Origin of the sequence: Sphaerospermopsis sp. LEGE 08334 (genome assembly GCF_015207205.1) — a bacterium.
In the GTDB taxonomy this organism is placed as follows: Bacteria; Cyanobacteriota; Cyanobacteriia; order Cyanobacteriales; family Nostocaceae; genus Sphaerospermopsis.
Genome location: NZ_JADEXH010000005.1, coordinates 109,460 through 133,200 on the forward strand (window position 1 = coordinate 109,460; position 23,741 = coordinate 133,200).

Genomic DNA, 23,741 nt, shown 5'->3' on the forward strand with positions numbered 1-23,741 from the left:
CCTTTGCGGTTCAATCATATAAAATTTACACATTTAAGATGCTCCCCAAAAATCACTATTTCATCATCTACCCCTACTGACTCCTAAATTTCTCAAATGTGCTTATTTTCAAACATTAATTTAGTCTACTCGGTGGCAGATTTTCAAAAGCAATTGTAAAATCATAACAGCATCAGACCAGGTTATGTTTCCCATTATCCTATGAAGATTCTAGTCTTAAATGCCGGATCTAGTAGCCAAAAAAGTTGTCTGTATGACATTACAGATGCAACTCTTCCCCAAGAAGCACCAAAACCTCTTTGGGAAGGGAAAGTTAACTGGACTCAAGACCGTGGTGTGGCAGAAATTGAGGTAAAAACCGCCACTGGTGAGACACTGCAAGAATCTATTTATGGTGACTCCCGCAAAGCGCACGTAGCATATATGCTGTATACTCTTACTCGTGGTGCTACTAAGGTACTGAGTAATTTATCAGAAATTGATGTGGTGGGACATCGTGTAGTACATGGTGGTCAAGAATACCGTAATAGTGTAGTAATTACAGAAGATGTAAAAAAGGCGATCGCTAATCTTTCAACCCTTGCCCCTGCCCATAATCCAGCAGCTTTGGAAGGCATAGAAGCCATTGAGCAAAGCTTGGGAGATGTTAAACAAGTCGCAGTTTTTGATACAGGGTTTCATAGCACTTTACCGGATGCAGCAGCTATCTATCCCGGTCCTTATGATTGGGTAGAGAAAGGTATCCGTCGCTACGGCTTTCATGGTATCAGTCACCAATACTGTGCGAACCGTGCAGCGCAAATTCTTGGTCGAGATTTGACAGACCTGCGTTTAATCACTTGCCATTTAGGTAACGGTTGTTCCTTAGCGGCAATTAAAGATGGTCGCAGTATTGATACCACTATGGGATTTACACCTTTAGATGGTTTGATGATGGGAAGTCGTTGCGGTTCAATTGATCCAGGAATTTTGATTTATCTATTGCGTCAGTCTGATTACTCAGCAGAAAGTTTAGATTATGTTTTAAATAAAGCTTCTGGTTTACGGGGAATTTCGGGTGTTTCCAGTGATTTACCTCAAGTTCTGGCAGCAATTGAAGAAGGTAACTATCGTGCTAAACTAGCTTGGGATATGTACGTACATCGGTTACGAACTGGTATCGGTTCAATGTTGGCTAGTTTAGGTGGTTTAGATGCGTTAGTCTTTACCGCTGGAGCAGGTGAAAAATCGCCATTAATCAGACAAGCAGCTTGTGAAGCTTGGCAATTTTTAGGATTGAAAATAGACTCTGAGAAAAATCAACAACAACCAGTTGATGTCGATATTGCTACACTTGATTCTAATGTGCGAGTATTAGTTATACACACACAAGAAGATTGGGCGATAGCGAAGCTCGCCGCAGGCATCGCTCAACAATATTGGCAGTTATGTCAAATTAAACAGTAAAAATCTTGAATCTAATTTAATTAAGGATTATCTTCAAGAGAATTTTACCAAGTTTTGGTAGTAACCACTTGAGCAAATGTGGTATCAACACTATTAAAACTAAATTTCCCAAAAATATAACTGGAACATCTGAAAAACTACTTACATTAACAAATAAATTAGTGATCAACCAGACTAACCAATTGATAAGCTCTTGATTTTTTTTTCTCCCTATATATTTTTTCAGTTCATTGACAATGAATAGATTCAGTATAGCTAATAGCAAAAATAGGATTATCCAGACTAATATTAATATAAAAAATTGCCATCCTATGACGGCAGCTACTTTCCAAATAATCAAACTTGCAGGAAGAATTGCATATATAAACCAATATACAGAATTTAAATTACTTCTGAGACGCTTTATTATTTGTTCCGTTAGCCAATAATGAGCAGAGACAATTCTTAAACAATCTGCATTTTCTAGGAAATCATAACGAACCTTGTGGATAATATCACCATCAAATAACACAGTAGTTTGCAAAATAATATTAATTTTTTGATCTGCGGTTGATTGATAATAAGAATTAAAGGTGAACCCTGATAGAGAAATAATCTTTGTTTGTGGATTTTTATTAGTCAATAATTGCCAGATTTTAGCTAAAAACAAATAAACAAGACAATAAACTTTGGGATTTTTATAATTCACCTGGTTTTTATTTGGCTTAATTACATTCTCAGTCAGAAAAGTATAGTACCATAAAGGTAATACCAACCCTGAAGGAATATAAAGAGATAAACCCTGGATTTGCGCTTTTTCAATTTGCTCTATAATTGAATTATTCAAATAAAAACTATACTCTCCTTCATCAACTTTAAATTCCACAAAACTACTGCCTGGAGGAACTTGCAAAGAAAATGAAAAACTATAATTACTATATGCTTTATTGATTTTTTGTTTAAATTTCATAACACCCTAAGTACCCTGCAAATATATCTTGATATCTTGATTAAATTTATCTTGATTTATCATTAAAGTAGCCAAAATAGTTTTATAGTGCGTCAAATAAGGAATTTACATCTGGTTTTATTGACGCATTTTCTGATTAATTTTAGTGAAAAAATCTAAATTTTACCAGAAGATAAACCAGCAAGATTTTTGACAAAATTAATCAGAAATTCGATGGTTTCACGCCATTGTTTTTCACCAGACACTACACCATCATTATGAATTTTCATAATTATATCTTGATCGTTTTCTTTTAAATCAAATAATTTCTTATGATAGCGGGTAATAATATCTCCGTCTAATTGCATTATCGTTTGAGCATAAATCGTATCTACTTGATCACTTGTGATATCACCACCATCTAATGCCGCTTTTAGTTCCGAAACTTTACGCAAAGTCAACACAAATTTATCATTACTCAAAATTTTTGAGATTTTCTGATAATTATCTACATTATTTTCATGATCTCCAAAAGGAGAAGGTAACATTGAATTTGATTCTTTTGTTCCATCTGCATTTAATCTGTTTTCATCTATATATCGCAGACGTTTATTATATATATCTATGACTGCACCATCTGGTTTTCCAGATTCTTTAGATTCTAGCTCTTGCTCTAAAAGTATGTAAATATATTCTCTTTCAAGTTGTAAAAATATATTTATGTAACGTTCTTGCAAATCTAGAACAATCTGTTTATCTGTAAAATAATTTGGATCACTTATAGCATAAATATTGTAATATGCTTGCCAAGGATTAAACTTAGAACCGCTAATATTACTCACAACTATCGTGTTTACTTCTAAAGTTGTAATGTCTTTCACCAAGACATTGACTGAATCAACAAATTTATTTAGTAAATCTTTGGCTTTGTCTACCGTGCCAAGATTGGTAATATTTTGATTATCTTGAGATTTAGATTCCAAAGCTTTTTGATTTTGAATTTTAGCAAACATGATAACAACCTTATTAACAAATTTTCTACATGAGCATGAATTTGATGCTTGAAGCGATACAAGAAATATGCTTCTCCTGATTGAGACTTTATTGAGATTTAGATATAGTGAGAAGATTTGCAATCATAGATTTTTCATTGTTATATAAAAACTGAAATCTAAATTTCCTAGATATAAAAAGGTAGATTTAAAACGGACTGAGAATATTTTTTAAATCTGCCCCTTTCACTATCAACCAACTAATTAAGGACGTTTTGATGGTTGTGAATTTTGATTGTTTTGACTATGTTTAAGCATAGCCATCAAAATTTCATATAACTTTTGGATACTTTCTATATTTTTTTGAATTATTTCCCGACTTTCTTTCACTTGGCTTAAATGAAATTCCCTCAGTTCTGCATAGGGACCATCACCAATAAATTTACTACCTACTTCATTTTTGATATCACCATCAATCAAATTGATGCGCGTCAACAATCTATTTTCTGGTTTAGCAGTTTGTGACTCATCCCTAAATGATGAATAAGCATCAAAAACAGAAGTTTCAATTTCTAATTCGACTACATCTGCTATGGCGGTTTTCATGATGTCAACTATATCATTGAAACTCACACCATTTTTTTTGAAATCCAGATTATTTAGCTGTTTTTGGAATTTATTTGGTTTTTCAGAACCTTCTGCATGAATTTGCAAGTCTTCTGCTAACTTTGTTTCAGCCATAATAGCTATGTATATGTATATGTACAGGGTTAAAGTTGTATCAAAATCTTATTGTTGGTTATATTGGTTTTTTTTTCTAGTTTTTTTTAATAAACTTAACTTTAATATAAGTATTTTAACGTAAATGTAAGTTTATATTAAACATTTCCTATTGTCAATCTGTTACGAACTTGTTGCAAAGCCAGGTAAAATATACAATCGGGTAAATTTGCTGAGAAAGCTAAGAAAAATTATGTTGTTATCTCGTGAATTTATTATTACGCCTTTAGTAGCTTGTTTCTGCATCTTAGGAATTAGTTTAAGTCAATTTCCGAGATTGCAAGAACTTATCAACAGCGAACAATCTATGTCTGTGGAAGCTTTGGAAAAAGAACAACAAAAAGAAGCTTTACGTTTGAGTTTGCTACAAGAAATACCCACTTTTGGTTATGATAACCTCATTTCTAATTGGGTATATATTGACTTTTTGCAATACTTTGGTGATGATGAAGTTAGAGACAAAATAGGTTATGGTTTAAGTCCAGAATTTTTTGAAATCATACTTAAACATGACCCGAAATTTAGACAAGCTTATCTTGGTCTTTCTGTTAGTAGTTCTTTATATGCAGGTATGCCAGAAAGAGCTATTACATTAATGGATAAAAGTTTAAAATCCTTATCGCCTAAAATCCCAGAAAAATCTTATTATATCTGGCGTTATAAAGGCACGGATGAATTATTATTTTTAGGTGACTCCCAAGCCGCAAGCAAATCTTTTCTCAAAGCAGCAGAATGGGCTAGTGAATACGATGATCCAGAAAGTAAAAATGTAGTTTCTCTGTCCCAAGCTACTGCTAGATTTCTAGAAAGAAACCCTGATAGTAAGTATGCTAGAATTGCCAGTTGGGGCATGGTTTTACAAAATAACGTAGATGAAAAAACCCGCAACCGTGCAATTAAAGAAATTGAAAATCTTGGAGGTAAAGTAGTGATTAATAATCAAGGAGTACCAACTGTAACTTTCCCGGAAAAAGATTAAGGTAATTGATAATTGACAATTGATAATTGATAATTGACAATTGTTTAAGAGGTTGTTTGAAAACTTTTTCGTGTGGGATTTGACACCCGCAGATCCCCCTAAATCCCCCTTTTTAAGGGAGACTTTGAGGAATTTAGCCCCCCTTTTTAAGGGGGGTTGGGGGGATCTCCATTAATTCTGATACTTTTCAAACATCCTCTAATAAACTTCCCCTGCTTCCCCTGGTTACTGTCACCTGTCACCTGTCACCTGTCACCTGTCATGTACTGGTATTGTGGTAAATTAATAGAATCAAAAACGCTGGAATTAGATATTAATGATCCAGGTTTGCTTTTTGGAGCTACAGTTTTTACAACTTTAAGAGTTTATGATCATTCCCTTGATCATAGTTTAACTAACTGGAAAGCCCATTGTTCGCGTTTGCAATTAAGTTTACAAACCTTTGGTTGGCCAGAACCAAATTGGAATTTTGTGCGTCAAGGTGCAGAAATGCTTTTACAACATTTTCCCGTGATCAGAATTACTATTTTTCCCGATGGGAGAGAATGGATCACAGGTAGATTATTACCAGCAAACTTGACAGAAAAACAAAATAATGGTATAATAGCTGCGCTTGCAAAATCAGAATTTGCCCGTTCTCTCCCCAACCATAAAACAGGCAATTATTTGAGTCCTTGGTTAGCGAAAAATAATGTTCAAGCCGTAAACGCTGAAGAAGCGATTTTAATAGATAGTGAGGGAAATTGGTTAGAAACCAGTACAGGTAATCTTTGGGGTTGGAAAGATGGCAGTTGGTGGACACCACCATTAGAAGTGGGAATATTACCAGGGATAGAGCGATCGCACATTATCCAACATTTACAAAAGCTGGGAACTACCATCCAGCAACAACCTTGGACACCACAGCTAGTAAAAGAATTTGCAGCGATCGCCTACACTAGCAGCGTTGTCGAGATAATTCCCATTCATACCGTACATCAGCCCACCGGATCGTTAGAATATAATCCTAAGCATCCTTGCTTTTTAGAACTTAAAGGATTATTTCTACCATGACAGGAACGCCATTTTGGTATATCTTAAGATAAGTTAACATAATTCTCATAAAGCCCTCTCTTATTTTAGAGACCTTACACTAACGCCCAAAAAATACAGGAGGATAGACCTCAGTGAATAAAAGATGGAGAAATGCGGGGCTATATGCGCTGCTGTTTATTGTAGTAATTGCTTTAGGGACTGCGTTTTTTGACAACCAACCCCCCCAAGTAGAAACATGGCGCTATAGTCAATTTATTCAAGAAGTTGATCAAGGCAAAGTAGAAAGAGTTAGTCTCAGTTCAGATCGTTCTACAGCAATTGTTACACCTAAATACGACCCCAATAAAAAGCGTGTCACCTTAGTTAGCGATCCAGATTTAATCAATACTCTGAGAGATAAAGGTGTTGATATTGCCGTATTACCCCAAACCGACGAAGGCTTTTGGTTTAAAGCACTGAGCAGCTTATTTTTCCCTGTATTGCTGTTGGTGGGTTTATTTTTCTTACTCCGTCGCGCTCAAACTGGTCCTGGTAGCCAAGCAATGAACTTTGGTAAGTCCAAAGCTAGGGTACAAATGGAACCCCAAACCCAAGTGACCTTTGGCGATGTGGCAGGTATTGACCAAGCTAAACTGGAATTAAACGAAGTTGTAGACTTTTTGAAAAACGCCGATCGCTTTACTGCTGTTGGTGCAAAAATTCCTAAAGGTGTATTATTAGTCGGACCTCCAGGAACAGGTAAAACCCTCCTCGCCCGTGCAGTAGCTGGAGAAGCAGGTGTCCCCTTCTTCAGTATTTCCGGTTCAGAATTTGTGGAAATGTTCGTTGGTGTAGGTGCTTCCCGCGTCCGCGACTTATTTGAACAAGCAAAAACCAACGCTCCCTGTATCGTCTTCATTGATGAAATTGACGCAGTAGGTCGTCAACGGGGTGCTGGTTTAGGTGGTGGTAACGATGAACGGGAACAAACCCTCAACCAGTTACTCACTGAAATGGATGGTTTTGAAGGTAACACCGGCATCATCATCATTGCTGCTACCAACCGTCCTGACGTACTCGACGCTGCTTTATTGCGTCCTGGTCGTTTTGACCGTCAAGTGGTGGTAGACCGTCCCGACTACGGTGGCCGTAGCGAAATTCTCAAAGTTCATGCACGTGGTAAAACCTTATCTAAAGATGTGGACTTGGATAAAATCGCTCGTCGTACCCCTGGTTTCACCGGTGCAGACTTATCTAACCTGTTAAACGAAGCCGCAATTTTAGCAGCACGTCGCAACTTAACCGAAATTGCGATGGATGAAATTAACGATGCTATTGACCGGGTGTTAGCAGGTCCAGAGAAGAAAGATCGGGTAATGAGCGAAAAGCGCAAAACCTTGGTTGCTTATCATGAAGCTGGCCATGCTTTAGTTGGTGCATTAATGCCTGACTATGACCCTGTACAAAAAATTAGCATTATTCCCCGTGGTCGTGCTGGTGGTTTGACTTGGTTTACTCCTAGTGAAGACCGCATGGATACAGGTTTATATAGCCGTGCATATCTGGAAAATCAGATGGCCGTTGCTTTGGGTGGTCGTTTAGCTGAAGAAATTATCTTTGGTGAAGAGGAAGTTACTACTGGTGCTTCCAACGACTTGCAACAGGTAGCGCGAGTTGCCAGACAAATGATTACTCGTTTTGGCATGAGCGATCGCCTTGGTCCTGTGGCTTTGGGTCGTCAACAAGGTAATATGTTCTTAGGCAGAGATATCATGTCTGAGCGTGATTTCTCTGAAGAAACCGCTGCTGCCATTGATGAGGAAGTCCGTAAATTAGTAGATGTTGCTTACGCACGGGCTAAGGAAGTTTTGGTAAATAACCGTCACATTTTGGATCAAATTGCCCAAATGTTGATTGATAAAGAAACCGTTGACGCTGATGAATTGCAAGAAATTCTCGGAAATAATGATGTGAGAACTGCTGCTTTTGCATAGTAGTTAATTCAGTTTTTTAGATTGGGGTATTTCTGGGTTTTCTGGAAGTACCCCAATTTTTTTGATAGGTAATAGGGAATAGGAAGATGGGGAAAAATTTTACCTTCTGACTCCTTGAACTCCTAACTCCTTGAACTCCTAACTCCTTGAACTCCTGACTCCTGACTCCTGACTCCTGACTCCCCTAAACCCTAACGGAAAAATTGAAGATGTAATTCTTAGATTTCGTCAAATCTTCTACAATTTAATCCCGCATTCTACTGAATAGGGACTATAATATTACTAATAAATCTGGATAGGCTTAACTAGGGCTTGATGAATAAACTGAAAACCACGATGAATAAAGAGTTTGAGGGTGATAACAAAGAAAATAGGTGGAAGGTTTTGGAAACTATGAGTAGGAAAACCTTGCACTTTGTTGGTTTTTACCTCGTTTCCAAATACAAAAAACTCCTTGATATCCTTGAACTCCTGACTCCTTGAAATCCTTAATCTTCAAGGAAAGACTTTTTCAGCCAACCCTAACTATAGGTTTTTAGGTTAAATTGAATTATGCGATTAGGTGGACGTTACGAAATTATCGAAGTATTAGCAACTGGTGGTTTTGGCATTACCTATAAAGCTACAGATACCCAAAAACCAAGTAAACCTATATGTGTAGTCAAGGAACTTCTACGGCAACACTATAATAGTTCCTATTTAGAGTATTTTGAGAAGGAAGCAAGAATTTTGGAAATGTTGGGGACACATTCTCAAATTCCTTATTTATTTGCATACTTTGAGGAAGAGAAAAAATTTTACATTGTCCAGGAATTTATTCAAGGACAGTGTTTAGATAAAGAAATAATTCCCGGTAAGCGACTCAGTGAAGGTTATGTCAGCAAATTATTGCAAGATGTTTTAGAGGTTTTGGCTTTTGTTCATCAGCAAAAAGTGATTCATCGTGATATTAAACCGCAAAATCTCATCCGCAGACAACAAGATGGGAAAGTTTGTTTAATTGACTTTGGCATAGTCAAAGAAATAGCCACTCAAGTCATCAATAGTAGTGGCAGTGTGCAGACTTCAATTATGGCAGGTACTCTTGGTTATATGCCAGCAGAACAAGCTAGGGGAAAAACAGTTTTTGCCAGTGATATTTATGCTTTGGGAATAACTGCTATTCAAGCATTAACAGGTTTGCGATCGCAAGAATTTGAAGAAGATCCAGAAACAGCCGAGTTATTATGGCAAGAAAAAGCCCAGATAAGTGATAAGTTAGGCGCATTTTTAACAAAAATGGTGCGTCGTCACCATAGCTTACGTTATCAAAATGCTCCAGCAGCTTTAGAGGATTTCCAAAAATTAAATGCTTCTCTACCTACCGCAATTATATCATCTTCAGTGGTCGGCTATTCCCCTAAAGATGTCTATTATCAGGAAGCTGCTAATTTAGCTCAAAAAAGTAACGGAAATTTTTCTCCGGTAATGTTGAAAATATTGGAAGAAAAAAGACTGGAGTTAGGTTTATCTGAAGAAGAAGCCAGGGCAATTAGACAAGCAGTTTTACCAACTCATCATACATATCAATCTAGTCAACAAACATCACTAAAACCATCGCCAAATCGGCAATTAATGTCAACCAGATTTCCCCAGCCACCTGTTACTACACCTGTTAATAAAAGCATCCATACATTTGCACGTCAACAGCCATTAGAAGTAGAAAATAAATTAACTCCACCTCAACCACAATCTCCAGCTATTATTAAAACTCAAAGCTTTGAATTTGTCACAGCCCAATTAGTTTTAAAACCCGGATTTTTGGGTTTAGTAAAAAATTGGGAAATTCAAATCAACCAGAAAACAGCACAGTTCTTTGCAGAAGAATTAGAAAATAACATAGCTTTAGAATTAGTTGCCATTCCTGGTGGTACTTTTGTCATGGGTTCAGCAGAAAATGAACTAGAAAGTGGAGATAGGGGTAGTCCTCAACATCAAGTTAATATTCAACCTTTTTTATTAGGCAAATATCCTATCACTCAAGCACAATGGCAAGCCGTTTCTAGTTTACCAAAAATTAAATTTGATTTACATTCTAGCCCATCTCATTTTAAAGGTGCTAACCGACCAGTAGAACAAGTATCATGGCATGAAGCTCAGGAATTTTGCGCGAGATTATCACAAAAAACAGGTAAATTATATCGTCTACCAAGTGAATCTGAATGGGAATATGCTTGTCGTGCAGGTACAACTACACCGTTTTATTTTGGCAATACTATTAGCACTGATTTAGCAAATTACAATGGTGAATATGTATATGCTAATGGACAAAAAGGTATTTACCGCAAAGAAACAACGAATGTCGGAACTTTTCCCGCTAATGCTTTTGGTTTATATGATATGCACGGGTTAGTTTGGGAATGGTGCGAAGATGGCTGGTATGATAATTATATAGGAGCGCCTACTGATGGTAGCGCGTGGTTAACAGGTAGTGATAATCACCCTCGTCGTGTATTGCGTGGTGGTTCTTGGTCCTATCGTCCAGTTTATTGCCGTTCTGCTTATCGAATCAATTATCCCGCAGTTAGTAGAGATAACAATCGTGGTTTTCGTGTTGCTTGTTCTGCTCAATGGAATTAATAATAATTTAGGAGTAGGGGTTTAGCACTAAGAAAACCATACAGAGATCAAAAGTCATTTTATGATAATTTTTCATCACAAAATCTATGTTTTTTATCAACTCTTTAGAAAGTCAACTGCAACGCTGGAACGAAACAATTATTAAGCAACCAAATAACCCTAATGTGTACATTCGTCGGGGAATGGTTTATTTTCAACTGAGTAAAATTGAGGAGTCAATTACAGATTTTGATACTGCTGAAAAATTAGATGATCGAATTACTCCTTATTTGTGGCAAAGGGGTTTATCTTATTATTACGCGGAAAGATTTGCGGAAGGTGCAAAACAATTTGAAATTGATTTAACGGTGAATGCACAGGATGTAGAAGAAACTGTGTGGCGATATCTTTGTATTGCTAGGTTATCGGGTGTGGAAGAAGCGAGAAATTCTTTATTACCTGTGAAAAATGATCCGCGAAAAATCATGAGATGTGTATATGATTTATTTGCAGGTAATTGTACAACTGATGATGTTTTGATTGTGGGTAAATTAGAAGGTGTAAAGGGTAATTTTTACAGTCATCTTTATTTAGGTTTGTATTATGAAGCGGAGGGGAATGAAGAGTTAGCAAAAGAGTATATTGTGAAAGCTGCGGATAAATATAAAATTGATGATTATATGTGGTATTTAGCTGTGGTGCATAAAAACATGAGAAAATCGTTTTGATCAACTAATAAAGTAGGGGAATAGAGCGTTTTGAGTGACAATTCTACAAATTTTCAGCAAAATTACCCATCTGCGGAAGTTGTACAACAGGAGATAACAAATTCTAATATAGAAGTAGGAAGTGGGTATATGTGGAGAGGTAAGGGAGAAGAACCACAATGGAATAATCCTAGATCAACAAAAGCCTATGATCATATTGAGCGACATCATGGACCTAGAGTTAGAATAGAGCAATTAAGGGGAAGAATAGCCAGTACACAAAATCCTCAAGGACAATGGTTAAATGAAGAAGACTGGGTAGAGGCGGAGCAAATTATACCTAAATATCCAGGTAGATATATTTTGGATTTTAAACGTCCTATTGGCAGAGTTTATCAAACTGACGGAACTATTATTGAAAATGTAACTCGTGTATTTATCAAAAGAAAAGATGATGGAACATTCAATTGTGGATATCCTGTTTTAGATACATTTAGACTAAGTTAAATCTTATGCAAGAGGTAAGAATGAATACATTTTCTCTGAAATTAGAAGAATTTATCAATGTAGAATATTGTCTACCCCCTGAAGATCCTAAAGGTGAACTTTCTCATTTAGAAATGGGGTTAAGACTTTTTTGTTTTAGAAATAATCAAAAAGTTTTAATCAAACTTGGAAAAAAGAGAAAGGAAATCTTCTTAGATCCTGATATAATTCTGGTACTAGAAGAGTTACCAGAAAAAATTTATCAGCTTTTAATAGGTCAAAACATTGAACTGGATTTTCCAGAAAGTGGTTTCGCAATTAGTTTTAAATCATTAGATACTTGGAAAATAAATTGTATTTGGCAAGAGTATGGTTACTCTCATGAAACACATAAATTTACGTTAGAGAGAGTTCAAGTATTATACGTATTCAGAAGATTTTTACGGGATTTGGTTAATAAAGCTGTTAAACAAGGTTACATTTCTGATCAAGAAAAAAAGGAATTTATGAAGTAAACAATTTAAATAATTTATTGGCTAAAATCCTATTTCGATAAAATTTTATCCCTTAAAGACTTAATGCGATCGCCAATTTTTACCTATTTTAAACCTTCCTCAAAAAATCCCTAATCTTAATTTCACAACCAGGAAAAGCTAAAGGTGAAATTGTCAAATTTTCCCCTAAAATACTTTCACTTTGATAACCTTTGATATGAGGATCACGATAAACAGATAACTTACGTCCGTTTACATCTAAAACCCAATAATCAATAATACCAGACTTAGCATAAACTAAACTTTTAACTTCTCGATCATATTTCAAACTAGAATCAGCAACTTCAATCACCAAAAACACTTCCGATGGTTGAGGATGATGATCTTCATAATCTAAAATATTCGTTTTCACAACCGCAACATCTGGTTCAGGTTCAGAAAAATCATCAAGAGTAATAGGTGATTGAGTCCTAATTAAAACCTGATCACCCAAACGTTGATTTAAAATTCTTTGAATACGAGTAATAGCTGCTTCGTGTGCAGTTCCTTTAGCCGCCATCTTGATAATTTGTCCTGATAATAATTCTAGACGTTCTTCCGGGTGAAAAATCCCCATTTCCACCATTTTATGATATTCTGTAACACTAATTTGACGAATATTAGTTAACATAAAAACCTCATTTTCTCTGCGTTCTCTGCGTCTCTGCGGTTCGTTTTCAAAAATCCCATAATCATCTACCCAACATTTTATCCCTTAAATGCTTAATGCGATCGCGCAACTTTGCAGCTTCCTCAAACTCCATCTTTTTCGCTGCATCCTTCATCTGTTTTTCCAACACAGTAATTAACTCAGGAATATCTTCCAAAGCAAATTCATCAATATGTTCATCTACCACCTTTAAATCACTCGCATTCAATCGGCGGGAAGCATCCAAAAATGATAAAATTGCATTACTTGATTTTTTAACAATGGGTTGCGGTGTAATCCCGTGCATTTTATTATAAGCCATTTGAATACCCCGTCTTCTATCAGTTTCCTCAATGGCTTTAATCATACTATCTGTTAACTTATCAGCATACATAATTGCCTTTCCATTGATATGACGCGCTGCACGGCCAATAGTTTGAATTAACGAACGTTCCGCACGCAAGAAACCCTCTTTATCTGCATCCATAATAGCAACTAAAGAAACTTCCGGTAAATCCAAACCTTCTCTTAATAAATTCACCCCTACCAAAACATCAAACTTCCCATTTCTTAAATCTTGTAAAATTTCAATTCTTTGAATAGAATTAATCTCAGAATGTAAATATCTAACTTTTATTCCTCTCTCTTCCAAATATTCTGTTAAATCTTCCGCCATTCTTTTAGTTAACGTGGTAATTAAAACCCGTTCTTTCTTATCAACTCTATCCTTAATTTCTCCTAATAAATCATCAACTTGACCTTCGGTGGGACGGACAAATATTTCTGGATCAACTACTCCCGTCGGTCTAATAATTTGTTCTACTATATTATCTTCAGAAACTTCAATTTCCCAAGTTCCCGGAGTTGCAGAAACGAAAATACATTGATTGACTTTTTGCCAAAATTCCTCTGCTTTTAAAGGACGATTATCAGCAGCACTAGGAAGACGAAAACCATGATCAATTAAAACTTTTTTCCGTGCTTGATCACCGTTGTACATTCCGCGAATTTGTGGTACTGTAACGTGAGATTCATCAATTACTAATAACCAATCTTGGGGAAAATAATCAATTAAACATTCTGGTGGTTCTCCCGCTTGTCTCCCTGCTAAATGACGAGAATAATTTTCTACCCCGTTACAGTATCCTACTTCTCTTAACATTTCAATGTCATAACGAGTGCGTTGATCTATTCTTTGTGCTTCTACTAATTTTCCTAATTCTTCTAATTTTAATTTCTGTGATTTTAATTCCGCAGCGATATCTGCACAAGCAATTTCTAAACGTTCTTCTGGGGTGACAAAGTGACGCGCAGGATAGATATTCACTTTTTCTAAACTGCTGAGAATTTCTCCTGTTACCGGATCAATATAACGTATTGCGTCAATTTCATCGCCGAAAAATTCAATTCTAATTATTCTATCTTCGTAAGCTGGTCCAATTTCTAAAACATCACCACGAACGCGAAATTTACCTCTTCCCATTTCTACATCATTGCGGCTATATTGCACAGATGTTAAATCTCTTAAAACTTGCCGTTGGTCAACTTCCATACCTATTTCTAGTTTAATTGCGGCTTTGAGGTATTCTGCGGGCATCCCTAAACCGTAAATACAACTAATGGAAGCAACAACTATAACATCACGCCTTTCAAACAGAGAACGGGTTGCAGAATGTCGCAGCATATCTATTTCATCATTAATTGCTGCGGTTTTTTCTATATATGTATCAGTAACGGGAATGTATGCTTCTGGTTGGTAATAGTCGTAATAACTGACGAAATACTCAACAGCGTTATGGGGGAAAAATTCCCGTAACTCGTTACATAACTGCGCTGCTAGGGTTTTATTATGTGCCAGAACTAGGGTAGGTTTACCAACTTTTTCAATAACTGCGGCGATAGAAAACGTCTTACCCGTTCCCGTCGCACCGAGTAAAGTTTGATAACGATTACTCGCTTGGATGGTTTTCAAAAGTTGAGCGATCGCCTGTGGTTGATCACCTGTGGGAGTAAAAGGCGCTTTGAGACTAAATTCCATAATCACCGTTTTGTTAAATATACCTTTCTTATAGTAGCGACATCCTCTAAGGTCGAGATCCCCGACTTCTTCAAGAAGTCGGGGATCTGAAGAAAACATTTAGCAATACTTGTTTACATAAATTAATAGTTTAAGTTTACTTATGTATCACTTTTGCAGAAACTTATATATAAGGGTCGTTTTTTAGAGTTAAACTCTACATATATTAGGAAAAAATACCTTTCCTTAATTATTGTAAAATTCACGTAACCAGCTAGATGCGTTAGTTAACAAAGCATCTTAGCAGCAAAGGAGATAAAAAAGTGGAAGAAAATAACCAAGGTAATACAGAACAAGCTTCTCAAGGAACAATTGTAGTCGCTGGAGAGCGTCCTATTGGTAGCAGTGGGTTACAAGTCGCAGGGACAGTATCCATTGCTGGGTTACGTCCTATCAGTACAAGTAGCTTACAAGTAGTTGAAACATACAATGCAATGGGTATTCGTCCCATTGGTGCTAATACTTTCAGCGTTGTCAGCAGTATCAACTTATCTGGAAATCGTCCCATCGGTTCTAGTGCGTTGGTAGTTTCTGAAAACTATTCAATTTTTGGTAGTCGTCCAGTAGCATCAAATACCATTGATGATTCTGATATTTTGATGGGTTTTCTAGACTAATTTACCAAAATTATCCTCATACTTTTATCAATTGATAATTGACAATTGACAATTGATAATTGTTTCATTCAAGGCTTCCGCCGTGAGCGTCAGCCGAACGGTTTAAAAGCTCCCCTTTCCAGGGGAAAAAACCAAAAAAAATTTTTCATTGTTAATTGTCCATTATTGAACAACCCAGTTTTATTCATAAACTGGGATTTTTTATGGGAAAAATGCCAAAATCAAGAATCAGAATATTTGCTTAAATATTCCTTTTTATATAGATATTTTATATCAACTGTCTACCTGATGATGGAAGTAATCAGCCTATATTTCCGTTAATTTAGGATAGTAATTGCAAAAAGGAAAACAAATGAGTTTAGAAGAAAGAGCAAAAGCTACAGCGAAAAATATTGAAGGTAAAGCACAAGAAGCATTAGGAAACGTTACTGGAGATCCAGAAGATAAAACAGAAGGAAAAGCTAAACAAGCAGAAAGTGAAGTGCGTCACGCTGTGGAAGATGTCAAAGATAATGTGAAGAAAAAGCTTGATTAAAGGAACGCAGATGATTTATTTGGTAAAAAGTTTGTTATCTGAGGAGGTTGAATTATGAATCTAATTCAGCAAAGTCGCAAAATATTGATGGCTTTTGTGTTGATTTTAATATTAACTTTAACTACTGCTTGTGGTGGAGGAAGAGTTGCAGAAGTTGATCGGACAACGACAACTCCAGCAGTGGGTAGAGATGTGACTTATGCTGAATTAGAACGTGGTAATACTCCCGCAGGGCAAAATTTTGGTAATTGGGTTGTACAAACTTCTAAGGGGTTAATTACTGACGCTTATGTGCGAGATAATAATAAGCTAGGTGTGGTTATTTCTCCTCAAGTTAGTCCTAATGAAGTGCGTCCTTTAGCGAGTTCTTTGGTACAAGGTTTTAGAAAGAATTTTCCTAATCAGGATGTGAAGGTTTTGGTATATAGTCCTGATAAAAAACTAATTTTGACTGCTGATTATGTTGCTCAGACTAATCAAATTAGGTATAGCTAGGAGAATTGTTTTTCAAATATTAGGAAATTAAAAACCCTAAAATATAGGAGATAATTAAAGTGAGAAGTAGTGAAGAATATAGACGTAATATTTTACAAGATTTGGCGCAGGGAAATGTAGAATCTTTGGATAATACTAACGCCATGACAACGGATGAGTACGAAACTTTTGATGATTTTGCTCAACGCACAACCAAGGATCAAAGAAGACATTTATTTAATCAATCTTTGCAACCAGAACGTATTCCTCCAAGTCAAATGGAGCCAGAATTACAAAAGGCCATTTCTCAAATTAAACCGAATGAAAGAGATGATGTAGCAAGGGCTTTTTTCAAACAATTAAAGGAACGAGGACTGGATGAGAAAAGGTTAGAACAGCAGTTAAATCTTTCTACCCATCACCCTAACCGCATGACTGCTGATGATGTGAGTAGACTTGCATCTTTTACTTATCATAATCATCCTGATGTTTTCCGTGATGTGTTAGCAGAACAACCAGGAATTATTAAGTTTTTGAGTAATCCTATTGTGGCAGGAATTATCGGTATTGCGGCGGCTAAATGGTTGGGTGGTCGGAAGTAAGGTTTATTTATGGGTAAATATTTGAATCCTTACATCTTACAATATACTCGATTAGCTTCCTGAACTGCCTGGGAATTAATTCCCAGTCTAATAGTTCAAGTCCACTAAAGTGGACTAAAAAATTTTTCCAGTCGTCTTTAGACGAATTTTGCTATTAGACCTGTCCGAAAATGGCTAGTCTCTATTTCTAGATATGTCGCTAGTCTTGATGATGTCCATCTGCCAAATTCATATCCACATTCATCAGGGTTCTTCTCAATTACTTCCAACAACAAATTCTCATATTCTTTTGTTACTTTACGGAAGTTACCTTCTCTTCTTCCATCTAAAAAACTGTCTATGTTATCCTGATCTCTATGCACTGCCCAATATGCTATTGTTGTATATGCTATGATTAAAAAATCACTTATTTCCTAGTAAGTTTTTCCATCATTCATCAACAGTAATATTAGTATTTTCTCTCTGTTTTTGAGATAGATGGTTTTTTGCTGGCATAATTCAGAAGCGATAGCTTAGTTACCTAATTCCCTATTATACAATCTAGCTGCACAACAGCTTATAAAGCTTAATGAAACAAATCATATATAATAAAAAAAGAATTGGTAAAATCAATCATGCTCAATTACAACCCATTGCATTGTTTACCATCTTCAGAAGAATTACCCGACTCTGACGACACACCAGTGGATAATCAATTACAGCATCTCATTCCCGGTTTGCTAGAAAGCATTCTTGCTTTATTGTGGTCTCAAAGATGGGATTGGTTTTTTGGTGTAGATATGGGAATATATCATGACCCTTATCAACCTGCAATCGTCCCAGATGGGTTTTTAAGTATTGGGGTACATAGATTTATTGATGAAGGTTTACGTCCTAGTTATGTATTGTGGGAAGAAAATAAATTACCGATTTTGGTATTAGAAGTTGTTTCCCAAACTTATCGGGGAGAATATAGCACTAAAAAGGATTTTTATGCCCATGAATTTGGGATTTTGTATTATGTGGTTTATAATCCCCTCCGCAAGAGAAAAGAACCTTTAGAAGTTTATAAATTAGTTGATAGGGAATACATACTACTGTCAGGAAATCCCGTTTGGTTGCCAGAAATAGGTTTAGGAATTGGTAGAGAAAGGGGAACTTATCAAGGTATAACTAGAGAATGGTTATATTGGTTTGATGAGCAGGGAAAAAGATTTTTCACCCCAGAAGAACGGATTCAGGAATCAGAAGAAAGACGTTTACAGGCTGAAAGACAACTTTTAGAATCTGAAGAAAAATCCCGGAAATTAGCAGAAATGCTCAAGAATTTGGGTGTTGATCCGGAAAGTTTGAATTAATTAGGTAATTGGTAATTCAATTTTGGATTTTAGATTTTAGATTTTAGATTGGAGTAATTAAATACAATCCAAAATCCAAAATCCAAAATCTAAAATTTTTGTCCCCATTCACCTACTCATTTGGTGGTAAACCATACATAGAACGATATAGACTATCGTACTGTTTAGCAGATTCATACCAACTAAAGTTTTGATTCATACCCCGTTGTTGTAATTCTTGCCATTGGGGTTTGTAACGGAAACCTTCCCAAGCCCGAATCATACAGGTAAATAGATCCAAAGGTTCATAGCGGTCAAAGCAATAACCTGTACCTGCGGCATTTACGGGGTCGTGGTGGGTGACGGTATCAACTAAACCCCCTGTACGACGGACGATAGGAACTGAACCGTAACGCAACGCCATCATTTGACTGATACCGCAAGGTTCAAAACGACTTGGCATTAAGAAAGCATCAGTACCAGCATAGATGCGACGGGAAAGGGCATCATTATATAAAAGGTAGGTGGCCATTCTGCCAGGGTAACGGGATGCTAACTGCCACATTTGGGTTTCATAATAGCGATCGCCTGTTCCCAACAACACAAATTGAGCATCTGTATAAGCCATAAAGCGGTCAAGAATTTGGATCACCAAATCTAAACCCTTTTGTTCTACCAACCGGCTCACCATACCCATTAAAAAGGCACTAGAATTAACTTCTAATCCCATTTCTTCTTGCAAGGCAATTTTGTTAGCTTTGCGTTTATCTAAGGTATCAGCAGTAAAAGTTTGGTTAATGTATTTATCAGTTGCCGGATCATAAACATCTGTATCTATACCGTTAATAATCCCTGATAACTTGCCGCTAATAAAAGATAGCAACCCTTCAATTTCTTCACCGTAAGCAGGAGTTTTGATTTGTTCTGCATAGGTGGGAGAAACTGTATTTACCCTGTCAGCAAACTGCACGGCGGCGGCCATTGTATTATGTCCTTGCATATACCAAGGACACCAGGTAATTTTCCGTAAATACCATTCCCAAGGTCCTTGATAAGCGAGGTTATGAATAGTAAACACAGTGGTAATATCTGGATCTTGGTGCATCCAAACAGGAATCATGCCTGTATGCCAGTCGTGACAGTGAATAATTTCCGGTTTCCAGTAATTCCAGGCAAATTCCGCCGCACCGTTAGCAAATAAGGTAAACCGCCAATCTTCATCTTCTCCGGCATAAATACGGCGGGGTGTAAAAGCCGGATGTCCAAATAAATACAAAGGAACATCAGTTCCCGGCAGGACACTTTCATAAACCGAAAAGTCCTGGAACATGGCAAAGCCTTTCCAAATCGGATCTTTGGGAATTTCCATCTTATCTGGCAAAAAGCCGTAATAGGGCAGGAATATCCGTACATCATGCCCCATTTGTCTGAGAACTTTAGGTAATGCACCGACAACATCACCCATTCCACCTACTTTGGCAATAGGAGCAGCTTCCGCTGCAACAAAGAGAATTCGCATAATTTGGTAATTGGTAATTGGTGATTGGTAATTGGTAATTGGTGATTGGTAATTGGTGATTCAATTTTGGATTTTGGATTTTGGATTGTTTTTGTCAATTCCAATCTAAAATCTAAAATCTAAAATCTAAAATTTCTCTTCCCAGTCACCTGTCACCTGTCACCTCAAGATCCGCGTTTAATCTCGGTGAAGATTTCTTCTAAAATTTCAGTCGCACCTTGTTGACGTAAGGTGTTGGCTAGTTGTGTACCCAACGCCTCGGCATCTTTGGCTAAACCAGTAACGGTATCTTTTACAAGTTTTTTACCATCTACACTAGCTACAATACCAGTTAGTGTTAAATTATCACCATTAACTTCTGTGTTGACACCAATGGGAACTTGACAACCGCCTTCTAAAGAGCGGAGAAAAGAGCGTTCTGCTAAACAGCGATCGCGTGTTTGCGGATGTTCAATGGCTTTGAGAATGGTGATCAGTTCCGCATCATCAGCACGGCATTCTATACCTAAAGCACCCTGGCCAACTGCGTGCAGGGAAATATCAGGGGGTAAAATTTGGTGAATGCGATCGCTCATTTCCAATCTTTCTAAACCAGCTACCGCTAAAATCAAAGCGTCATATTCACCCGCATCCAACTTAGCCATGCGTGTGTTGAGATTTCCCCGCACATCTTTAAAGGTAAAATGGGGGAATTTATGGCGTAGTTGTGCCAATCTTCTTAAAGAAGATGTACCAATCACCGCACCTGCTGGTAAAGTTTCCAGAGTTTGTCCTTTGTATTTCTCATGGAATACTACCGCATCGGCTGGATTTTCCCGTTCTGTAATTGCTGCTAGTGCTAAACCTTCTGGTAAGTTAGTAGGCAAGTCTTTGAGGGAATGAACGGCAAAATCAATACTTTTCTCGATCATTCCCAGTTCGAGTTCTTTGGTAAATAATCCTTTATCACCAATTTTAGCTAATGCTACATCCAGGATTTTGTCGCCTTGGGTAGACATGGTATGGACTTCAAAATTGATATCAGGATAACTTTTCTGAAGTTGCTCTCTTACCCAGTATGTTTGAACTAGAGCTAGTTGGCTTTTACGTGAACCAATACGAATAGTGCGTGGAGGGCTAGAAACTGAAGTCATAAAACAATTTGTCAAACCAGGCGATAAATTCACATTGATCTAGACTACCGCAGCAAGTGACTTACCGGATGGAATCACTCTCTTTACATTCAGTTACATTTTTCTTATATCAACAGCAGCTACCAGTTTAATAAAACGTTATGTATATTTTTACATATTTGATTTTTCCGCATCTACCTATATGCAGATTTTTTTAGATACTACAACAAAGATTGATGGGGACTATCTCAATGAAAGAAAAAACAACCGCAGCAACACTAAAAAATCTCTGAAAATTTCTTCCCTTTGTGTCCTTTGCGCCCTTTGCGGTTCAATCATATCAAGTCTCAGATCATTTTATTTATTTCGTTAGATAAAAATCAATTTACACATTGAGAAATTATATTTTAGGTAAAGGAATAGGAAACAGCAAAATAAATAAATAAATTTTAGTAAATTATCAGCCAAAGTAGTCTTGAGAGAGAAGTTTAAATTTGAAAGATATGCTAATATTCAATAATAAACAATGAATAATGAACAATTGACCATTACTGAAACAACTATCAATTGTCAATTATCAATTATCAATTATCTCTATGATTAGTTCTGCTTGTTTAATTTTTAACCCAGTTGCCGGTCAAGGTGATCCAGACTTTGAATTAGATCAAATTAGGTCAATATTAGAACCAGAAATTGATTTAGATATTTATCTCACCACTGAAGAAGTTGATGCTGATGAACTCGCACGTGCAGCAGTAGAAAGGGGAGTAGAAGCGATCATTGTTTCTGGGGGAGATGGGACCTTATCAGCAGCAGCAGAAGCTGTAGTTAATACTAATATTCCCTTGGGGATTATTTCACGAGGAACAGCAAACGCTTTTGCCGCTGCTTTAAATATTCCTAATACAATTGCTGCCGCTTGTCAAACTATTTTACAAGGTAAAACTCGGACAGTAGATGTTGCTTATTGTCATGATCATCCGATGGTATTATTAGCAGGTATTGGCTTTGAAGCAGAAACTGTAGAAAAAGCAGATCGAGAAACTAAAAATCGTTTTGGGATGATAGCTTATATCTTAGCTGGTATTCAAGAACTGGGAAATTTACAAAGATTTGCTGTGGAAATTGAAACAGAAGATAAGATAATTCAAACTCTTGCATCAGCAGTCACAGTGGCAAACGCAGCACCTCCGACTTCAGTTTTAGCTCAAGGACCTTCCGGGATTATTTATGATGATGGATTATTAGATTTAACAATAGTATCTCCGGAAAATAAAACAGGTGCGATCGCTGCCACATTTCATTTATTCCAAACTGCTGCTACAGGTACACCAGTGGAAAGAGATGATATTGGTTATTTGCGAGCTAAACAATTTAAAATCACCACAGAACCACCGCAAAAAGTAGTTATAGATGGGGAAATAGTGGGTAAAACTCCTGTAGAAATTAAATGTATCCCAGCAGGGTTAACGGTTTTTGTTCCTTATGTAAAAGAAGAAATTCCCACAGAAAAATTAGATGGTTTACCTAACCTAACTGTAGAAATAAAAGAGGAATCTACATAAGAAGTCAGGAGTCAGAATATTTGAAAAATCATTAATTAACTAAATATCCTTCTCTATCCTCTGTGGGAACTTGTTGATAATGTTCTCCTTCCCTAGCTTGACGCGCTGCTGTTTCCGCTGGAATAATTTCCCGATCATATTTATCTGCATCTTGAGATAGTTTGTATGGTATAGGGCAAAAAAATAAAAAATTTTAGATTTTAGATTTTAGATTGTGCTAAGTGAAAACAATCCAAAATCCAAAATCTAAAAACCAAAATTCAGAACTGTTGACTTCTGAATTATTAACCTATGATTAACCTAAAAGTTGTTGTTTGAATGCACTAACTTTGTGGGATAATTCTTGGCGATTTTCCGCTTTCAGGAGATAACGGAAGACAAACCACATAGCATAGAATATGCCAATTAGCTCAAAAATGGGAGCTAGTAAAGGCACACCATTAACAGCATCTAAAACGGCGATCGCTACCTTAACCGTAACAAAGGCAGACAAAATTAACACAATTGTTAAGATAGCTTGCTGATTTTTAGCAAAAAAACTACCCACATAATTTGGTAGTTGATCTAATAAGTCAACTATTTGTGAGCTAATTCGTTGCCATTGGCTGTTAGGCGCTTTAGCTGGTTGCAGTTTGGGCAAATTTCCAGTTTCTGCACCTTCAAGAGATAATACCCCTGGTGGTGAGATGGAAGTAGCAGAGTCTTGCTGTTGTTGAGTTTCCATAATGTTTGCCATCTGGCACAACAGTGTTGATAAGTGACTGGACGTAAATCAATATAACAGTCTTGACTCAGAATACCAAGTCAAAAATATTTCA

General features: G+C 36.6%; 23 protein-coding genes. 14 read left to right on the forward strand and 9 right to left on the reverse strand.

The genetic code is table 11. The features are described 5' to 3' along the window. Positions 1-201: 201 nt before the first annotated feature. Positions 202-1,446, forward strand: coding sequence for an acetate kinase (locus IQ237_RS04410; protein WP_194052755.1), 1,245 nt, complete (start codon positions 202-204; stop codon positions 1,444-1,446). Positions 1,447-1,462: 16 nt separating this feature from the next. On the opposite strand, the gene IQ237_RS04415 is transcribed toward IQ237_RS04410, so the two are convergent. The 3 genes from IQ237_RS04415 to IQ237_RS04425 form a co-directional block, all read right to left on the reverse strand. After that, on the reverse strand, positions 1,463-2,395 hold the full coding sequence (locus IQ237_RS04415; RefSeq protein ID WP_194052756.1) for a hypothetical protein: 933 nt from the start codon (positions 2,393-2,395) through the stop codon (positions 1,463-1,465). Between the two features lie 155 nt (positions 2,396-2,550). After that, entirely contained in the window at positions 2,551-3,387 is an 837-nt protein-coding gene (locus tag IQ237_RS04420) for a hypothetical protein (RefSeq protein ID WP_194052757.1), read from the reverse strand. 243 nt (positions 3,388-3,630) lie between these two features. Continuing rightward, entirely contained in the window at positions 3,631-4,107 is a 477-nt protein-coding gene (locus IQ237_RS04425; RefSeq protein WP_194052758.1) for a hypothetical protein, read from the reverse strand. A 232-nt stretch (positions 4,108-4,339) separates the two neighbouring features. Between IQ237_RS04425 and IQ237_RS04430 the strand changes: the two genes are divergently transcribed. The 7 genes from IQ237_RS04430 to IQ237_RS04460 all read left to right on the forward strand — a co-directional run bounded on the left by IQ237_RS04430 (position 4,340) and on the right by IQ237_RS04460 (position 12,439). Beyond that, positions 4,340-5,125 carry a hypothetical protein gene (locus IQ237_RS04430; RefSeq protein WP_194052759.1) on the forward strand — a complete coding sequence of 262 codons (786 nt, stop codon included), beginning with the start codon at positions 4,340-4,342 and terminating at the stop codon, positions 5,123-5,125. Positions 5,126-5,386: 261 nt separating this feature from the next. Next, complete coding sequence (locus tag IQ237_RS04435; protein ID WP_194052760.1) at positions 5,387-6,178, forward strand: aminotransferase class IV; 792 nt, start codon at positions 5,387-5,389, stop codon at positions 6,176-6,178. Positions 6,179-6,291: 113 nt separating this feature from the next. After that, positions 6,292-8,133: an ATP-dependent zinc metalloprotease FtsH3 gene (gene ftsH3, locus IQ237_RS04440; protein ID WP_194052763.1), complete on the forward strand. Its 1,842-nt coding sequence runs from the start codon at positions 6,292-6,294 to the stop codon at positions 8,131-8,133. A 552-nt stretch (positions 8,134-8,685) separates the two neighbouring features. After that, positions 8,686-10,752: a bifunctional serine/threonine-protein kinase/formylglycine-generating enzyme family protein gene (locus tag IQ237_RS04445; protein WP_194052769.1), complete on the forward strand. Its 2,067-nt coding sequence runs from the start codon at positions 8,686-8,688 to the stop codon at positions 10,750-10,752. Positions 10,753-10,838: 86 nt separating this feature from the next. Further along, positions 10,839-11,459 carry a hypothetical protein gene (locus IQ237_RS04450; RefSeq protein ID WP_194052771.1) on the forward strand — a complete coding sequence of 207 codons (621 nt, stop codon included), beginning with the start codon at positions 10,839-10,841 and terminating at the stop codon, positions 11,457-11,459. A gap of 30 nt (positions 11,460-11,489) precedes the next feature. Further along, the gene (locus tag IQ237_RS04455) at positions 11,490-11,945 is read left to right on the forward strand and encodes a hypothetical protein (protein WP_194052773.1); all 456 of its coding nucleotides are present in this window, start codon (positions 11,490-11,492) and stop codon (positions 11,943-11,945) included. A 20-nt stretch (positions 11,946-11,965) separates the two neighbouring features. Next, positions 11,966-12,439 (forward strand): hypothetical protein, encoded by a 474-nt coding sequence (locus IQ237_RS04460; protein WP_194052775.1) that lies wholly within the window; start codon positions 11,966-11,968, stop codon positions 12,437-12,439. 88 nt (positions 12,440-12,527) lie between these two features. On the opposite strand, the gene IQ237_RS04465 is transcribed toward IQ237_RS04460, so the two are convergent. Beyond that, positions 12,528-13,088 (reverse strand): Uma2 family endonuclease, encoded by a 561-nt coding sequence (locus IQ237_RS04465; RefSeq protein ID WP_194052777.1) that lies wholly within the window; start codon positions 13,086-13,088, stop codon positions 12,528-12,530. A gap of 61 nt (positions 13,089-13,149) precedes the next feature. Next, positions 13,150-15,147: an excinuclease ABC subunit UvrB gene (gene uvrB, locus IQ237_RS04470; protein WP_309225653.1), complete on the reverse strand. Its 1,998-nt coding sequence runs from the start codon at positions 15,145-15,147 to the stop codon at positions 13,150-13,152. Between the two features lie 299 nt (positions 15,148-15,446). Between uvrB and IQ237_RS04475 the strand changes: the two genes are divergently transcribed. The 4 genes from IQ237_RS04475 (at position 15,447) to IQ237_RS04490 (ending at position 17,411) form a co-directional block, all read left to right on the forward strand. Continuing rightward, a complete protein-coding gene (locus tag IQ237_RS04475) occupies positions 15,447-15,800 on the forward strand; it encodes a hypothetical protein (protein ID WP_194052779.1) in 354 nt (117 codons plus the stop codon). 352 nt (positions 15,801-16,152) lie between these two features. After that, positions 16,153-16,335 (forward strand): CsbD family protein, encoded by a 183-nt coding sequence (locus tag IQ237_RS04480; protein WP_194052781.1) that lies wholly within the window; start codon positions 16,153-16,155, stop codon positions 16,333-16,335. Between the two features lie 54 nt (positions 16,336-16,389). Continuing rightward, on the forward strand, positions 16,390-16,830 hold the full coding sequence (locus tag IQ237_RS04485; protein ID WP_194052783.1) for a hypothetical protein: 441 nt from the start codon (positions 16,390-16,392) through the stop codon (positions 16,828-16,830). 59 nt (positions 16,831-16,889) lie between these two features. Further along, the gene (locus tag IQ237_RS04490) at positions 16,890-17,411 is read left to right on the forward strand and encodes a hypothetical protein (RefSeq protein ID WP_194052785.1); all 522 of its coding nucleotides are present in this window, start codon (positions 16,890-16,892) and stop codon (positions 17,409-17,411) included. A 137-nt stretch (positions 17,412-17,548) separates the two neighbouring features. Here the strand turns inward: IQ237_RS04490 and IQ237_RS26100 are convergent, their stop codons facing one another. Continuing rightward, positions 17,549-17,773, reverse strand: coding sequence for a hypothetical protein (locus IQ237_RS26100; RefSeq protein ID WP_228019654.1), 225 nt, complete (start codon positions 17,771-17,773; stop codon positions 17,549-17,551). A gap of 252 nt (positions 17,774-18,025) precedes the next feature. On the opposite strand from IQ237_RS26100, the gene IQ237_RS04500 reads away from it, so the two are divergent. After that, positions 18,026-18,748 (forward strand): Uma2 family endonuclease, encoded by a 723-nt coding sequence (locus IQ237_RS04500; protein ID WP_194052787.1) that lies wholly within the window; start codon positions 18,026-18,028, stop codon positions 18,746-18,748. A gap of 112 nt (positions 18,749-18,860) precedes the next feature. Here IQ237_RS04500 and glgA read toward each other — a convergent pair whose 3' ends face one another. Both glgA and hemC read right to left on the reverse strand, forming a co-directional pair. Then, positions 18,861-20,246, reverse strand: a complete 1,386-nt coding sequence (gene glgA, locus IQ237_RS04505) for a glycogen synthase GlgA (RefSeq protein ID WP_194052789.1) — start codon at positions 20,244-20,246, stop codon at positions 18,861-18,863. A gap of 164 nt (positions 20,247-20,410) precedes the next feature. Next, positions 20,411-21,379 (reverse strand): hydroxymethylbilane synthase, encoded by a 969-nt coding sequence (hemC, locus tag IQ237_RS04510; RefSeq protein ID WP_194052791.1) that lies wholly within the window; start codon positions 21,377-21,379, stop codon positions 20,411-20,413. A gap of 575 nt (positions 21,380-21,954) precedes the next feature. On the opposite strand from hemC, the gene IQ237_RS04515 reads away from it, so the two are divergent. After that, on the forward strand, positions 21,955-22,923 hold the full coding sequence (locus IQ237_RS04515; protein WP_194052801.1) for a YegS/Rv2252/BmrU family lipid kinase: 969 nt from the start codon (positions 21,955-21,957) through the stop codon (positions 22,921-22,923). Between the two features lie 295 nt (positions 22,924-23,218). On the opposite strand, the gene IQ237_RS04520 is transcribed toward IQ237_RS04515, so the two are convergent. Then, positions 23,219-23,659 (reverse strand): CAAD domain-containing protein, encoded by a 441-nt coding sequence (locus IQ237_RS04520; RefSeq protein ID WP_194052803.1) that lies wholly within the window; start codon positions 23,657-23,659, stop codon positions 23,219-23,221. Positions 23,660-23,741: the final 82 nt, after the last annotated feature.

Bases quoted from the DNA above. Each gene is read 5' to 3' on its own strand.
- IQ237_RS04410 (WP_194052755.1), top strand. From the start codon at position 202: ATGAAGATTCTAGTCTTAAATGCCGGATCTAGTAGCCAAAAAAGTTGT.
- IQ237_RS04415 (WP_194052756.1), bottom strand. From the start codon at position 2,395: ATGAAATTTAAACAAAAAATCAATAAAGCATATAGTAATTATAGTTTT.
- IQ237_RS04420 (WP_194052757.1), bottom strand. From the start codon at position 3,387: ATGTTTGCTAAAATTCAAAATCAAAAAGCTTTGGAATCTAAATCTCAA.
- IQ237_RS04425 (WP_194052758.1), bottom strand. From the start codon at position 4,107: ATGGCTGAAACAAAGTTAGCAGAAGACTTGCAAATTCATGCAGAAGGT.
- IQ237_RS04430 (WP_194052759.1), top strand. From the start codon at position 4,340: ATGTTGTTATCTCGTGAATTTATTATTACGCCTTTAGTAGCTTGTTTC.
- IQ237_RS04435 (WP_194052760.1), top strand. From the start codon at position 5,387: ATGTACTGGTATTGTGGTAAATTAATAGAATCAAAAACGCTGGAATTA.
- IQ237_RS04445 (WP_194052769.1), top strand. From the start codon at position 8,686: ATGCGATTAGGTGGACGTTACGAAATTATCGAAGTATTAGCAACTGGT.
- IQ237_RS04450 (WP_194052771.1), top strand. From the start codon at position 10,839: ATGTTTTTTATCAACTCTTTAGAAAGTCAACTGCAACGCTGGAACGAA.
- IQ237_RS04460 (WP_194052775.1), top strand. From the start codon at position 11,966: ATGAATACATTTTCTCTGAAATTAGAAGAATTTATCAATGTAGAATAT.
- IQ237_RS04465 (WP_194052777.1), bottom strand. From the start codon at position 13,088: ATGTTAACTAATATTCGTCAAATTAGTGTTACAGAATATCATAAAATG.
- IQ237_RS04480 (WP_194052781.1), top strand. From the start codon at position 16,153: ATGAGTTTAGAAGAAAGAGCAAAAGCTACAGCGAAAAATATTGAAGGT.
- IQ237_RS04485 (WP_194052783.1), top strand. From the start codon at position 16,390: ATGAATCTAATTCAGCAAAGTCGCAAAATATTGATGGCTTTTGTGTTG.
- IQ237_RS04500 (WP_194052787.1), top strand. From the start codon at position 18,026: ATGCTCAATTACAACCCATTGCATTGTTTACCATCTTCAGAAGAATTA.
- glgA (WP_194052789.1), bottom strand. From the start codon at position 20,246: ATGCGAATTCTCTTTGTTGCAGCGGAAGCTGCTCCTATTGCCAAAGTA.
- hemC (WP_194052791.1), bottom strand. From the start codon at position 21,379: ATGACTTCAGTTTCTAGCCCTCCACGCACTATTCGTATTGGTTCACGT.
- IQ237_RS04515 (WP_194052801.1), top strand. From the start codon at position 21,955: ATGATTAGTTCTGCTTGTTTAATTTTTAACCCAGTTGCCGGTCAAGGT.
- IQ237_RS04520 (WP_194052803.1), bottom strand. From the start codon at position 23,659: ATGGCAAACATTATGGAAACTCAACAACAGCAAGACTCTGCTACTTCC.